Genomic DNA, 13,746 nt, shown 5'->3' on the forward strand with positions numbered 1-13,746 from the left:
TTAAGGTAAATTGTGGAAAAAAATAACGCGTCAAACACCTTCCATAAAACTCTACCAGCAACAGGACCTAAAACAAAAGTTGTTTTCGTTCAGCTGGGTTCACCGAAGTCTCCTAAAATAGCAGATGTCAGAACTTTCTTAAAAGAATTTTTGGGTGACCCAAGAGTTGTGGATATTAATCCCACTTTGTGGAAACTTATTCTTAATTTATTTGTGCTGCCTTTTAGGCCAAAGAGATCTGCAAAACTTTATTCTCGTATTTGGGATGGGAGAACGTTTCCATTAATCGAAATCACAAGAAAGTTCAGCGACAAAGTAAAAGCTTCAATTAAAGATAAAGAGCATTTAGAAATTAATCATGCCTTCTTATTATCATCTCCAACAGTAAAAGAAGTTTATTCAGACTGGGAAGACGATCTCGATCAAAAAGAAAGTCCGGCCACTGAGCTTTTGGCCATTCCTATGTTTCCACAGTATTCAGAAAGTACTGTGGCCTCAGGTATTGATGGGCTATTTCATATGCTGAAAGAAAAGGTGCGCATTCCTCATCTAAGAGTGATGTCTCACTTTCATACATCGAAGGCCTTCATTGATAATAGTGTGCGCCTAATTGTTGAAAAATTTGAAGAGCTTGAAAAAAATGGCCTTAGTGCAAATGCTCTTGTTTTAAGTTTTCACGGAATTCCTAAAAGAAGGGTTATCTATAAAAAAGATCCTTACTACCAACACTGTTTTGAAACATATAAGTTGATTAAAGATAGACTCCCGGCCAAGTATCGCGATCTTGTGCACATGACTTTTCAATCTCGCTTTGGTTCAGAAGAATGGCTAACACCTTACACAGATGAATATATTTGTGATCTTGTTAAAGAGGGTAAAAAGCATATTGTTGTTTATGCCCCGAGTTTCGTGGCCGATTGTTTAGAGACAATTGATGAGCTCGGTCATGAGCTTGTTGAAGAGGTTAGTGAGCACGGAGGGGTTGTTCACCTTGTGCCATGTTTAAATGACGATCAAAAGTGGTGTGAAGATTTTGCAAGTTTTGTAGAAAACCAAACACTGGCCGATATCACAAAAAGAAAAGAAGATTTTTACTATTTAGAAAAGGAAGACTACATGGATTTGAAACAGCAAAAAATGCAATCACCGCCGCTCAGTTCTGAGGCGAAGTCGGTGTTAAAAATTATTTTTCTCACGCTGTTTTTAGATCTCATCGGTTTTTCGATTATCTTTCCTTTGTTCCCAGCACTGGCCAAACACTATTTGACAGTTGATGGTGATAATTATTTCTTGAAATTAATTTTTGGTGCCATCTCTTCGTTTGCTAATGAAAGTGGTCACATGTCGATGAATGCCATCGTTCTATTTGGTGGTGCCTTAGGGGCCCTTTATAGTTTACTTCAGTTTGTCGCCTCTCCTATATGGGGAAGTTTATCTGACCGTTATGGAAGAAAGCCAATTCTTTCAATTTCAATATTCTTTTTAGGTCTTAGTTATGTTCTATGGTTCTTCTCTGGATCATTCACACTCTTAATTTTGGCCAGATTTATTGGTGGAATTATGGGAGGTAATATTTCTACAGCTACTGCTGTCGTGGCCGATATTACAACTAAAGAGAATCGCTCTAAAGGAATGGCCATTATTGGAATTGCCTTCGCTCTAGGGTTTATCATTGGTCCGGCCATGGGGGGAATTTTTTCTTTAATCGATCTCACTAAGATTTATCCAGTTCTTGCTGATTATGGGGTTAATCCTTTTTCAATGCCTGCTTTAATTGCAGCTGTACTATCTTTTTTCAACCTCTTCTACATTGTCAGAAGATTTAAAGAAACTTTACCAGAGGAAAAAAGAGGTAGAGCAGAATCAGAAAGAACAACAAATCCTCTTAAGCTTTTTGCACCCTTACCGTACAAAGGTGTTAACCTTACAAACTTTGGATACTTTTTCTTTTTAACGGCCTTTTCTGGTATGGAGTTTACACTTACATTCTTAGCAGTTGAAAGGCTTGGTTATTCGTCAATGGATAATGCTTATATGTTTATCTTTATCGGACTGATCATTGCTCTTATTCAAGGTGGTGTCGTTCGACGTAGTGCCCATAAAGTTGGGGAAAAGAAAATGGCCATTGTTGGTCTAATCTCTCTAATTCCTGGGCTACTGCTTATAGGAAATGCTTACACAAGCGGCATGGTTTATTTTGGTCTATTCTTTCTATCTGTGGGCTCGGCCATGGCCATTCCTTGTTTAACTGGACTAGTAAGTCTTTACACTCCTTCGCAAGTTCAAGGACGCAGCATTGGTATTTTTAGATCTCTTGGGGCCTTGGCCCGTGTTGTCGGTCCTATTGTTGCTTCTCTTGTTTACTGGCGCATTGGCTCAAGTGGACCTTATATATATGGTGCCTTCTTTTTGATTGTGCCAATTATCATGCTTTCTTTCTTGCCAAAGGTTGAGAGCACTGAGGATTAATTTTGCTTAATTTGTGGATTGTTACATTTGTTTGGGCCTTTTCATTTCCCTTGATAGGCCACTATATTTCTGGCCAGATTGATAGTTATCTGGCCATTTTAATTCGCTTCGTGCTCGCGGCCCTTTGCTTTATTCCCTTCACAAGCTTCACGAATAATTGGAAGCTTAAAGCGAAGGTTGCACTTTGTGGTTTGATTCAAGTTGGCCTTATGTATTTGTGCTTTTACAAATCATTTGCCTTTTTAAAAGTTCCGGAAGTTATCTTATTCACTATTACGACACCCCTTTATATTGCCTTGATTGGTGACTTCTTAGAAAAAAGATTTTCACCCAATCATTTACTTGCGGCCCTTGTTGCCATTTTAGGCAGTTATATTATTCGTTATCAACAAATGAGCAATGATGTTCTCGTTGGACTTTTGCTTGTCCAGGGGTCGAATATTTGCTTTGCCATAGGCCAAGTTTTTTACAGAAAATTAAAAAATGAATTAGAAGAAATTCAATTAAAAGATCGCAATGTCTTTTTTTACTTCTATTTTGGCGCGTCTGTATTTATTGGTCTATTAAGTTTGCTCTTTTCCAATTTTAATAAGATTCCAACAACCACAACACAGTATTTTGTCCTATTGTGGTTAGGAATCATTGCTTCTGGACTTTGTTATTTTTTGTGGAACACAGGGGCCAAGAAAGTCGAAGTCGGAATATTGGCCGTGATGAACAATATGGTTATCCCGGTAGGGATTTTTGTAAGTTTTATGTTTTTTGGGGACTCAGTTGATATTGTCCCATTTTCAATTGGAACAAGTGTTCTTGTCCTCTCATTAGTAATTGCAAATTATGAAAAAAATAAAAGATCTCAAAAGCAACGTGCTTAAAAGAAATTTTTCTCTCGCCAAAATGGCCTACAAAGTAGGCCGTGATTATATTTCTGAGAAAAAGGATGATGTATTAGAAAAAGGTGCAAGCGCCCTTTCTAAGCATAGTGAGTTGATCTACTCTGAGCTTGCTATGATGAAAGGCTCTGCCCTAAAGGCCGGACAGATGCTCTCTGTTTATGGTGATTATTTTTTACCCAAAGAGGTAAATGATGTTTTTAAAAAATTGCAAACCCAAACTCATTACCTTGACTTTGAAAATATCTCTCAAAATATTCCCAATCATTTTTTTGACCAATTAAAAATTGAACATGGCCCTTTTGCTGCTGCATCCATAGGTCAGGTTCATGTGGCCTATACAAAAGATCAAGAAAAGATGGCACTTAAAATTCAATATCCGAATATCAAAAAGGCCATAAACTCAGATATGTTGGCCTTGAAATTATTGCTAAAAGGTATCAAAGCACTTCCTAAAAAGTTTGATCTTGATCCCTTCTTAGATGAAGTCAAAAAAATGATGATCCATGAAATGGATTACCAAAAGGAAAAACAGTCACACGATTTTTTTATACAATGCTTAGAGGGCGATGAACGCTATTACATTCCAAAGGTTTATGATGACTTTTGTAGTGACACCACAATGGCCACTGAATTTATCGATGGTGTAAAAGTTGATTCAGATGTTGTTGCATCTTTGGCGCAAGACGTTCGTAATGAATTAGCAACGTCTTTTTTTGAACTCTATTTGCGAGAGTTTTTTGAATTTAAAAAAGTTCAATCAGACCCTCACTATGGAAATTACCTTCTCCGACATATTCAAGGCAGATGGCAATGGGTCTTGCTGGACTTTGGCTCTGTTAAGGATGTTTCAGATTCCATTGGAGAGTGTTACCAAGATATGATGAGGGCCTGTATTGTAGGGGACAGAGAGCTTTATTTTGAAGTCGTTGAGCGTATGAATTATTTTCGTGCGGGAATGAGTGACAAGGATAAAGATCTTCTTTGGGATAATGCACGCTTACTTGGTGATCCTTTTAAAGGTGAAATCTATGATTGGGGGGCCACAAGATTGGCCGATGATTTATTAAAAAATGGTATGCAGATGTTTGGTAAAGTGGATATAGCAAGTCCACCACAAGATATTGTGTTTTTAGATAGAAAGATCGGTGGTGTCTTTATGATTTTGAAAATACTAGGGGCCAAAATCGACTTGCGTAATTTGGCCCTAAGATATTTAGAGAGTAAGAACTCTTAGTGTTCCATTGTCATTTCGATTTGAGATTGCATGTAGTTTTCTACACCAACTTTTTCAATTAAACCTTTTTGAGTTTCAAGCCAATCAATATGGTGTTCTTCAGACTTAAGAATTTGAACAAAAAGATCACGAGTTGCGTAATCACTTTCAGCCTCAGCGATTTTAATACAGTCTTTAAGATGAGGTACAGCTGAGTATTCTACTTCAAGATCGGCCTCAACGACTTCTTTTACATTTTGACCAATTTTAATGCGATCAAGCTTTTGAAGATTAGGTAGTCCTTCAAGAAAAAGAATTCTTTTAATAAGCTCATCTGCGTGCTTCATTTCATCGATACTTGCTTCATATTCAAGGCGTCCAAGCTTAGCTAGGCCCCAGTCTTGTAACATTCTTGCATGAAGAAAATATTGATTAATGGCCGTTAGTTCTTTTGTAAGAACAGAGTTTAGAGCGTCAATTACTTTTTGACTTCCTTTCATCGGGGTCTCCTTAGATCAAATTTATAGGTATTATAAAAATGATAGGAGTTTGTGGCAACTAGAGTTAACGATTTGTTGTTGGATTTTGAAGAATTTGCTCACTTTTTAGTTCGCTATCTTTTTGAATTCTTTCTATGGCGTCCACAAGACAGATTCCACAACTATCGCCTACACCAAGTTTCTTTAGTGTTTCTTTAGCATTGTACGAGTTCGTCATAGCTGTTTTTAATTGATCTTCTGTGATTCCGTTACAAATACAAATGTACATGTAATCCCCCATTTGTATCCATTATATACAAAAAATTTGAATAGCCAAACTAATTTTCGGCATAACCATCATAAAACTATAGATTTTACAAAAATAATGCAATGCACTGGACTCGGCCATCTTGATGTGTTTTATAGACCTTACACATGTTTGTTCGCAAAAGGGGGATGTGTTGTCTAGGGTTAAGTTGTTAATTCTATTAACTTTTTTTATTATATCTGCACATGCAGAACAAGCTTTCTCGCCCTTTGTTTCAGAACAATACACGCCCCATCAGGTACAAATCTTAAACCACGGATCTTTTTCACTTAAAAAACGTCTTGATATGATCGAGGCCGCTCAAAATACCATTGAAATGGAATACTTTATTTTTCGCCATGATAAGGCCGGAAGATTAATCCTGCGCTCCCTAGTTCAAAAGGCCAGCGAGGGAGTTAAGGTTCGAGTTTTGTTTGATAAATTTCTCGTTAAAAAAACCATGAACAAATATCTTTTGGCGCACTTAAAAAATGCAGGAATTGAAGTTCGCTTCTTTAATACCCTTCCTAATATCTTTTTTAATCGCGCTCAATATCGCAATCATAGAAAGACTTTAATCGTTGATGATGAAAAAGTTATTATTGGTGGCCGCAATATTGGAAATGAATATTTTGATATGGATGAGAATTACAATTTCATTGATAGAGACATTTTCGTTGATGGTCCAATTGCCAAGACTGTACGTCAAAGTTTTGATGTGTTTTGGAAATCTGAATTTACTAAAACAATTGACCCTGCCAAAAGACCAGAAATGAGTCGTTTTCATCATAAAAATGAGCATCAACAGTTGTTTCAGTATCGCTCTCGTTTAAGAAGTTATGAGAAGAATATGGCCAAGGAACATGAGTTTCTTTACTCATCAGAAAAAACGAGTCTGATGATTGAGCTTGAAGATTTTTGGGCCGGGGAAGAATTCAACAAGAGAAGTCTCAATGACGAATTTGTTTGTGATGACATTGGCTACTATTCAGATATGCCTTCGGTTGGGCGAAAGAAAACGGATAATGCACGCGTGCTAAAGTATAGAGTTTTTGATCTTATTAAAAACGCAAAAAATAATGTTTTGATAGAGTCTCCTTATTTTATTATGGATAAGGATATGAAAAAAAATATCAAAGTGGCATTGAGTAAGGGAACAGAAGTTAAAGTTCTAACAAATGGTCTGTATTCTACTGATGCTGTCTATGTTGGTTCTCGCATGTATGACCTCGTTCGCTCATGGTTAAAACTTGGCCTAGATCTCTTTTTAATTAAGGGCTCTAGTGTAAAGAATTATCCTGTATTTCGTTCAATCTTTAAGAAAAACAGATGGGGAACTCATGCTAAAACTATTATTGTGGACGATGAAACTTCAGTAATTGGTACATATAATATTGATCCACGATCTAATAATTATAATATGGAACATGCGATTGTATGTCGCAATAATCCGGCCATGGCGAAGGCCTTAAAAGATAGTGTTTATGTGCGTATTGAAGATAGTTCCCGACATATGACAGACGAAGAAACTTTTGAAAAATTAAAGTTTGAGAAAGTGAGTACTGGAAAAATGTTTCTTTATTATCTCGTTAAAATACCTTCAATTATTTTTAATCATCTCTTGTAAGATTTTTTAAAATTTTCTTTGCGATATTGATGCCTGAATATTTTTCGAATTCCATAAAACCTGGAGAAGTATTCATTTCAAGAAAAATATATTGTTCGTTAAAAACCATAACGTCTATTCCTGTATAAAAAAGTTCTGAGGCCTTTGTTATTGCTATTGATATAGCAATAAGTTTTTCATCGAGATTACTCCTTTCAATAAACCGACACTCTACTCGAGATGCATTGCAAACTTTATCTTGAACATCTTTTTCCAGCGCACCAATGAGCTCACCATTAATCATAAAAAGTCGTAACTCACTTTGCTTTTGAATATAGGGTTGGACAATATAGCGCAGATCTTCAATGGCCAATTTCTCCATGTGGAAATTTTTAAGTTCGGCCAGAGTCTCAAAATATTCGACTCCAATTCCTTTATTTCCTCTCAACGGTTTGATGATATAGGGGGGATTCAACTGAGGATTGTTAAAATTAAACTCCCAAAGCCCAAGAGTTTGAGGCGTATTGACACCTTGATTCAATAAAAAATTGTATTGTTTACTTTTGTCTCTAAATGAAAGGGTTGCGTTAGGAGTATTGCAAATAGTGGTTTTTGTACGCTTTTGTATTTCTCGAAGACGAACTAAATCTTCGTCATCGTAGGTAATTCCAGTGACGCGGTTTATGATAAAATCGTGTTCGCTAAAGTCTAATTGTGACAGTTGCTCTACAGTGATGATTTGGGCACTTAGGCCTAGTGCTTGGGCCTCTTCTTGAAAGCGTGAAAGTGTAGGCAAATGGTTGTTTTTTGACACGAGGAAAATGTTCGGTTTTACCATAAAAACTCTTTTGTTTCGGTTCTTTATGATTATAATGGGGTACTGTTAAAACACATAGGGAAATAGATGAAAAAGACAGTTTTAATTCTTCTGACATTGGTTTTGAGCTCATGTGCTTTTTTCTTAAAAGACGATCAAAAAAAGATCGAAAATAAGGGAGTTGTCACTGCTGAACTTCACGCTAAAAAAGAAGGTGAACTTTCATCTACAACTTCTGTTGCGCCTATAAAAAAATTGAGTGACGAATTGGTTGAACAGTCGCCGGCCCTTAATCAGTATTGCAATAAAATTAATAAAACTTTCCTGCACTGGGGTTGGGGAGTTTCACGTTGTAAGAATTATAACTGGAAGCATGTTAGAAATTCTGTAAATGGTGATCCTCTTATTTGGGCGGTGTTTGGAAACGAAGAAAAAGAAAAAGATCCTACAGTTGATCGCACAATGATTTTTTGTGCCGTTCATGGTGACGAGATTACTCCGGTAAAATTTTGTTTTGATATCATGACTCATATTGAGCGCATCTATGCAGGATTAGAACCTGGATATGAAGAATTACAAAACAAACTTATCATCGTGGCCCCAATCGTAAGCCCTGACTCTTTTTTTACAACAAAACCTTCGCGCACAAATGCACGTGGTGTAGACCTCAATCGAAATTTTCCAACTCAAGATTGGGATAAAGAGGCCCTACATTTATGGAAGCATCGATATGCCGCAGATAAGAGACGCTTTCCTGGGCACAAGGCCATGAGCGAGCCGGAAACTCGTTTTCAAGTAAATCTCATCAGAAGATATAAACCAAATAAGATTCTCTCTGTTCACGCCCCGCTGACTTTCCTAGATTACGATGGGCCAGAAACTCTTGGTGTTAAGATTGCTCACAAGGCAACTCAGCTTTTGCTCAATATGAGTAAGGCCGCTCAGGGTTACAAAATGAAGAACTATCCTTTCTTTCCAGGTAGCCTTGGTAATTTTGCGGGTAATGAGATGGGAATTCCAACCTATACGCTCGAGCTACCAAGCTCTGATAACCGCAAACACAAAGTTTATTGGGAGCGTTTCAAAACCGCTGTACACTTTGCCATGCTTCACGATCTTCGTGATGAGCATAGTGTAAATATCGCTCTTAAAAAGTCTCAAGAGATTGAAGATAACAATCTCGATGAAGATGAGCAGGGAATGTAATATAATTTAGCACATGCGTTTACAATTTAGTTGCCACTAGGGTGATCTACCTGTAATAAGTGGGCCTGTAATCACATATACTTAGGAGGTAGGTGATAGAATGAAAAACACTGAATGGACAATCAAAGATGCAGAGGATGCCTACCACGTTTCAAAGTGGGGCGGCGGTTATTTCCAAATTGCAGACAATGGAGATCTTACTGTTAGACCAAATGGAGTCGATGATGGAATTTCTTTTTCCATTAAAGACGTTGTTGATGAGATTAAGGCATTAAATATTCCTTTTCCTGCTGTTGTTCGTTTTCAGGACGTTCTACGCTCCCAAGTAAAACGCATTAACACTTGTTTCAGACAGGTTATTGAAGAGGCCGGATACGAAGGCCGCTACAGTGGTGTTTACCCTGTAAAAGTAAACCAGATGCGCGAAGTTGTAGAAGAAATCGTGGATGCTGGATCAAAGTATGATTACGGTCTAGAGGCCGGTTCTAAGCCAGAGCTTTTGTCAGTTCTTGCTTACAATACAAATAAGAATGCTCTTACTGTTCTTAATGGATATAAAGACGAAGAATATATTCGTCTTGCTATGCTAGGAAGAAAACTTAAAAGAAAGATCATTGTTGTTATCGAAAAATTTTCAGAACTAAAACTTCTTGTGGATACGGCAAAGGCCATGGATGTTGAACCTCTAATCGGTATTAGAGGTAAGATGACTGTTAAGGGTCGTGGAAAGTGGGAGAGTTCAAGTGGTGATAGAGCTAAATTTGGTCTATCTACTGCAGAGATTATCCGCGCTGTTCAATACTTAAGAAGTGAAAAGCTTGATCACTGTATCAAACTTTTCCACTTTCATATTGGTTCTCAAATTACAGATATTCGTTCTGTAAAAGAAGCGATTCAAGAAGGTGGAAGAATCTACGCTAAACTTTATCAAATGAATGTGCCTATTGAGTACTTCGATGTTGGTGGTGGTTTAGGAGTTGATTATGATGGTTCACAGTCGACAAATGATTCGTCTATGAACTACTCAATTGTGGAGTACGCATCAGATATCGTTTATGGTTTAAAGCAAATTTGTGATCTTGAAGATGTTCCACATCCAAATATTGTAACTGAATCGGGACGTGCCATCACTGCCCACCACTCTTGTATTATTACAAATGTAGTGGGTGAAATTGATAACACAGAAGAAAGTCTCGATACAAAGAAAGTAACAGGGGAGCATATCCTTGTTTCAAATATGCGCGATCTTGTTGATATGCTTGATGAGCTTTCTTCATTGCAAGAAGGTTACAACGACGCTGTTCAATTAAAAGATGATGCCATTAATGCTTTCAAGCTAGGTGTAATTTCTCTTGAAGAAAGAGCAAAAGTTGAAACTCTTTACTGGAAACTTTTAAAGAAGATTAACGATAAGCTGGAAGAAGAAGACTTCGTCCCTGAAGAACTTCAAGGACTTGATGAAGTTTTATCGGCCCAGTATTTGTGTAATTTCTCAGTATTTCAGTCGGCCGCTGATAGTTGGGCCATTGATCAACTTTTACCAATTTGTCCGATTTCTAAACTTGATGTTAGACCATCAAAAAATTGTTCACTTGTGGATATTACTTGTGACAGTGATGGAAAGATCGATAAGTTCATTGATCTGGATGGTGAAAGAAAGACAATTCCTATCCATAAACTAAATCCTGATGAGCCTTACTTTTTAGGTATTTTCCTAACTGGTGCTTATCAGGACGTTATGGGTGATATGCACAACTTATTTGGTCGCTTGAATGAAGTTCACGTTTATGGACACGATGATGACCCTCAAGACTTCTATATTGAAGAAGTTGTTAAAGGTTCGTCTGCAGAGCAAGTTCTTTCGACTATGCAGTATAATCCTGAATACATGGCCTTTACGATTAAGAGAAGTATCGATAAGGAAATCAGCAAGGGAAGTATAAATCCGCGTGAAGGGGTCAGGTTAATTGACTTCTATGAGGACTGCTTAGCTGGTTACACGTATCTTAAAAAATAAAGTCCGACACAAATAAGTCGATAAGTGGGTCAAGGAGAGTAAAATGTCTGAGGCCCACGACTATTCCACATCGTCATCAACATTATCAAAGAAAAAAAGCACACACAGCTTATCGGCCTATTATCATCAAGGTTTTAAGGCAAGAGTAGGTCTTGGTGGGATATTTATAGTGGGAGCGATGGGTTTTTTACTGACACTTTGTCTTTTTGTGATGGCCTTTAGCTATTCACCTAAAGGCCAGACATTTATCAGAAGTTTTAAACTTCGTCTTTTTTTCTAATTAAGAAAGTCCAACGATAAATTCATATTCTTCTTTGTTAACAGGCATAACTGAAAGTCTGTTGCCTTTTTGAAGAAGGCGCATATCTTTAAGTTCGTCGCACTCTTTCAAGTAGTGAAGAGAAACAACGTTGGCAAATTTCTTTTTAAATTTAACGTCAACCATCATCCAACGAGGATTTTCTTGTGTGGATTTTGGATCGTAGTAATCTGACTTTTTATCAAATTGCGTGTGATCGGGGTAAGCAGAGCTTGCCACAGTGGCAAGTCCTGCGATTCCTGGCACTGGACAATTTGAGTGGTAGAAAAGAATAATATCACCGACCTGCATTTCATCTCTCATGAAATTTCTGGCCTGATAATTTCTTACGCCATCCCAGTGTTCAGTTTGATTTTCTCTCTTAGAAAGATCATCAATTGAAAAAACATCAGGCTCACTTTTCATGAGCCAATATTTCTTTGCCATTACTCCACCTTAGTTTTGAATAAGTCCTTCTAAGTTCTTTCTTTGGAAAGTTGGAATATACTTGAAAGCACCTTCGTGCATATCTGTATTGTAATAACCAAACTCTAATCCAGAATCTTTAACTCTTTGCGGGTTAAAGTCTTTAAGTGGGTGAAGACCTTTTGATGCAAAAGTAAATGTCCACAGACCACCTGGGTAAGTTAAGTTAGAGAAGTTGTATACAAAAGTATTTGGGAAAAGCTTGTTCTTAATTGAGACAAGTTTCGTTTGCATTGTTACTTCAAAATATGGTGATTCACCCTGAGATACAACAATTCCGTTGTCCGTTAGACAATTATAAATATCTTGGTAGAAGTCTTCGTTAAATAGTGGTTGAGCTGGACCGATTGGGTCAGTTGAATCAACTAAAATAACGTCGAATTTTTCTTTTGTGTTTTTAACGTATTCAATTCCATCTTGAATAAGAAGTTCAATTCTTGGATCTTTAAGCATGTCAGCTGTTTGCGGGATATGTTCAACACAAGCGTCTACAACCATTCCATCAATTTCAACCATGACACATTTTTCAACTGAAGGGTGGCGAATAACTTCTCTTGCCGTTCCACCGTCTCCACCACCGATAACAAGAACCTTCTTTGGATTTGGGTGAACAAATAGAGGAACGTGAGTGATCATGTCGTGGTATACAAACTCATCGCGCTCAGTAACCATTACGAGACCATCGTTAAGAAGCATTTTTCCGTGACCTTTAGTCTCAACTACGTCAACAGTTTGGAATTCACTTTTTCCAGAGAAAAGTGTTTTTTCAACTTTATACTTCATTCCGTAAAAATCTCTAAATCTTTCTTCAACCCATAGATGTGAATTCATATTATAGCTCCTTAATCTTGTATGGTTTTTGTGTTTCTTGTACGTGCTTGTAGTAGTGCGTGAATGTTACTTTGTAACCACACTTTAGCTCATCTTGCACACGTCTTTTATCTGTATATACCGATGGTACAAATTTAGATAACTCTTTTGTATCATCAGCATTGAAAGTAATAAGATCAAAAGACCCTGGTCTTAATACTTCAAGTGGAATATTAATCTTTTCCACAAGATTGAAGTTTGCTTCGAAACTAATGTAAGAGCTCTCTTCTTGTGGAGTGATGTGAATCGTTAAATACTGATCGTCTTTAAGTGCGTTCAATGAATAACCGTATGGAGTAAAGACGAAATCATCAATTTCAAAGCCTGGGATCAGCTGATCGAGGGCCAAGAACTTTCTAAGGACTTCTTTCGTTTGATTTTCTTTTGTTAGAACATCAATGCACAGAGGACAAATGTCATACATAAGAAGTTCATAAGTTTTATCATCTTTATCTGGAGTGTATTCTCCATTCATATGAAACAGATAGTTGTGGTGAGCATCAATATGCCCAAAACGGAAGGCCTCTCCGTCCACATGCTCTTTTAGCTTCTTAACATCATCAAAGAATGTCGTCGGCTGCATATATGAGAAGTACTCATTTTTTCTTTGGAAGATTAGTTGTTTTAAAACGTCTTTTCCTTTCTGTTCTAGAAAATACAGAACAGCGTCTACTAGTGTTGTTTGCCCACAAGTGATCAAAAGAAAATGATCATCCCATACAAAAAGTGATGATTCAGACAATAAATAAGCATCGCAGTGCTCGTTGCTAATTTTTGACAGTACCGTCGCATTACACTTAGAAACGAGTGTGCGCCAAAAAGATTCATCAATTGAGCGTAGAGCAATTTTCTCTTTGTCTACAATCACTTCACATTTCTTTTCAGAACCTTCAAAGATCAAGGCCTTCTCCTTATTAAAGGGTCGATAAAATTTAAGAATATCAGTGTGTTATACGCAAAAATGCGGGCCACGTCTAAAAAAAAATGGACTTATGGCATTAATTTCTTAAAGGCGTTGTAAATCAATGAAATCAGGCATGTGTATTGGGTTTTGTACGATGATTCTTATTTATTTTTCTTCT

At 37.1% G+C, this 13,746-nt stretch carries 13 protein-coding genes; 7 read left to right on the forward strand and 6 right to left on the reverse strand.

The genetic code is table 11. The annotated features are described in order from the left end of the window. Positions 1-12: 12 nt before the first annotated feature. Genes hemH through M899_RS11390 form a run of 3 tightly spaced genes read left to right on the forward strand, consistent with a single transcriptional unit; the run spans position 13 to position 4,599 of the window. Positions 13-2,469: a ferrochelatase gene (hemH, locus tag M899_RS17805; RefSeq protein ID WP_021271591.1), complete on the forward strand. Its 2,457-nt coding sequence runs from the start codon at positions 13-15 to the stop codon at positions 2,467-2,469. 2 nt (positions 2,470-2,471) lie between these two features. Then, complete coding sequence (locus tag M899_RS11385) at positions 2,472-3,344, forward strand: EamA family transporter (protein WP_021271621.1); 873 nt, start codon at positions 2,472-2,474, stop codon at positions 3,342-3,344. Beyond that, complete coding sequence (locus tag M899_RS11390) at positions 3,307-4,599, forward strand: ABC1 kinase family protein (RefSeq protein ID WP_034729032.1); 1,293 nt, start codon at positions 3,307-3,309, stop codon at positions 4,597-4,599. The genes M899_RS11385 and M899_RS11390 overlap by 38 nt, the downstream gene beginning before the upstream one ends. On the opposite strand, the gene bfr is transcribed toward M899_RS11390, so the two are convergent. Next, complete coding sequence (bfr, locus tag M899_RS11395) at positions 4,596-5,078, reverse strand: bacterioferritin (protein ID WP_021271643.1); 483 nt, start codon at positions 5,076-5,078, stop codon at positions 4,596-4,598. The two genes, M899_RS11390 and bfr, sit on opposite strands and share 4 nt — an antisense overlap. A gap of 64 nt (positions 5,079-5,142) precedes the next feature. Continuing rightward, on the reverse strand, positions 5,143-5,346 hold the full coding sequence (locus M899_RS11400; protein ID WP_034729034.1) for a (2Fe-2S)-binding protein: 204 nt from the start codon (positions 5,344-5,346) through the stop codon (positions 5,143-5,145). Positions 5,347-5,518: 172 nt separating this feature from the next. On the opposite strand from M899_RS11400, the gene M899_RS11405 reads away from it, so the two are divergent. Further along, the gene (locus M899_RS11405; RefSeq protein ID WP_196801762.1) at positions 5,519-6,991 is read left to right on the forward strand and encodes a phospholipase D-like domain-containing protein; all 1,473 of its coding nucleotides are present in this window, start codon (positions 5,519-5,521) and stop codon (positions 6,989-6,991) included. On the opposite strand, the gene M899_RS11410 is transcribed toward M899_RS11405, so the two are convergent. Next, positions 6,975-7,808, reverse strand: a complete 834-nt coding sequence (locus tag M899_RS11410; protein WP_021271631.1) for an ATP-grasp domain-containing protein — start codon at positions 7,806-7,808, stop codon at positions 6,975-6,977. The two genes, M899_RS11405 and M899_RS11410, sit on opposite strands and share 17 nt — an antisense overlap. 66 nt (positions 7,809-7,874) lie before the next feature. Here M899_RS11410 and M899_RS17810 point away from each other — a divergent pair, with 66 nt between their 5' ends. From M899_RS17810 to M899_RS11425, 3 genes are all read left to right on the forward strand, one after another. After that, positions 7,875-8,993: a M14 family zinc carboxypeptidase gene (locus M899_RS17810; protein WP_021271607.1), complete on the forward strand. Its 1,119-nt coding sequence runs from the start codon at positions 7,875-7,877 to the stop codon at positions 8,991-8,993. A 100-nt stretch (positions 8,994-9,093) separates the two neighbouring features. Further along, positions 9,094-11,010 carry a biosynthetic arginine decarboxylase gene (gene speA / locus M899_RS11420; protein ID WP_021271666.1) on the forward strand — a complete coding sequence of 639 codons (1,917 nt, stop codon included), beginning with the start codon at positions 9,094-9,096 and terminating at the stop codon, positions 11,008-11,010. Between the two features lie 43 nt (positions 11,011-11,053). Further along, positions 11,054-11,290: a hypothetical protein gene (locus M899_RS11425; protein ID WP_021271649.1), complete on the forward strand. Its 237-nt coding sequence runs from the start codon at positions 11,054-11,056 to the stop codon at positions 11,288-11,290. Here the strand turns inward: M899_RS11425 and M899_RS11430 are convergent, their stop codons facing one another. Genes M899_RS11430 through M899_RS11440 form a run of 3 tightly spaced genes read right to left on the reverse strand, consistent with a single transcriptional unit; the run spans position 11,291 to position 13,565 of the window. Further along, complete coding sequence (locus tag M899_RS11430) at positions 11,291-11,755, reverse strand: EVE domain-containing protein (RefSeq protein ID WP_021271677.1); 465 nt, start codon at positions 11,753-11,755, stop codon at positions 11,291-11,293. A gap of 9 nt (positions 11,756-11,764) precedes the next feature. Further along, positions 11,765-12,625: a polyamine aminopropyltransferase gene (gene speE / locus M899_RS11435; RefSeq protein WP_021271640.1), complete on the reverse strand. Its 861-nt coding sequence runs from the start codon at positions 12,623-12,625 to the stop codon at positions 11,765-11,767. Between the two features lies 1 nt (position 12,626). After that, positions 12,627-13,565: an adenosylmethionine decarboxylase gene (locus M899_RS11440; RefSeq protein WP_021271617.1), complete on the reverse strand. Its 939-nt coding sequence runs from the start codon at positions 13,563-13,565 to the stop codon at positions 12,627-12,629. Between the last annotated feature and the right edge of the window lie 181 nt (positions 13,566-13,746).

Origin of the sequence: Bacteriovorax sp. BSW11_IV (assembly GCF_000447755.1) — a bacterium.
Lineage (GTDB): Bacteria > Bdellovibrionota > Bacteriovoracia > Bacteriovoracales > Bacteriovoracaceae > BSW11-IV.

Bases quoted from the DNA above. Each gene is read 5' to 3' on its own strand.
- M899_RS11390 (WP_034729032.1), top strand. From the start codon at position 3,307: ATGAAAAAAATAAAAGATCTCAAAAGCAACGTGCTTAAAAGAAATTTT.
- bfr (WP_021271643.1), bottom strand. From the start codon at position 5,078: ATGAAAGGAAGTCAAAAAGTAATTGACGCTCTAAACTCTGTTCTTACA.
- M899_RS11400 (WP_034729034.1), bottom strand. From the start codon at position 5,346: ATGTACATTTGTATTTGTAACGGAATCACAGAAGATCAATTAAAAACA.
- M899_RS11410 (WP_021271631.1), bottom strand. From the start codon at position 7,808: ATGGTAAAACCGAACATTTTCCTCGTGTCAAAAAACAACCATTTGCCT.
- M899_RS17810 (WP_021271607.1), top strand. From the start codon at position 7,875: ATGAAAAAGACAGTTTTAATTCTTCTGACATTGGTTTTGAGCTCATGT.
- speA (WP_021271666.1), top strand. From the start codon at position 9,094: ATGAAAAACACTGAATGGACAATCAAAGATGCAGAGGATGCCTACCAC.
- M899_RS11425 (WP_021271649.1), top strand. From the start codon at position 11,054: ATGTCTGAGGCCCACGACTATTCCACATCGTCATCAACATTATCAAAG.
- M899_RS11430 (WP_021271677.1), bottom strand. From the start codon at position 11,755: ATGGCAAAGAAATATTGGCTCATGAAAAGTGAGCCTGATGTTTTTTCA.
- speE (WP_021271640.1), bottom strand. From the start codon at position 12,625: ATGAATTCACATCTATGGGTTGAAGAAAGATTTAGAGATTTTTACGGA.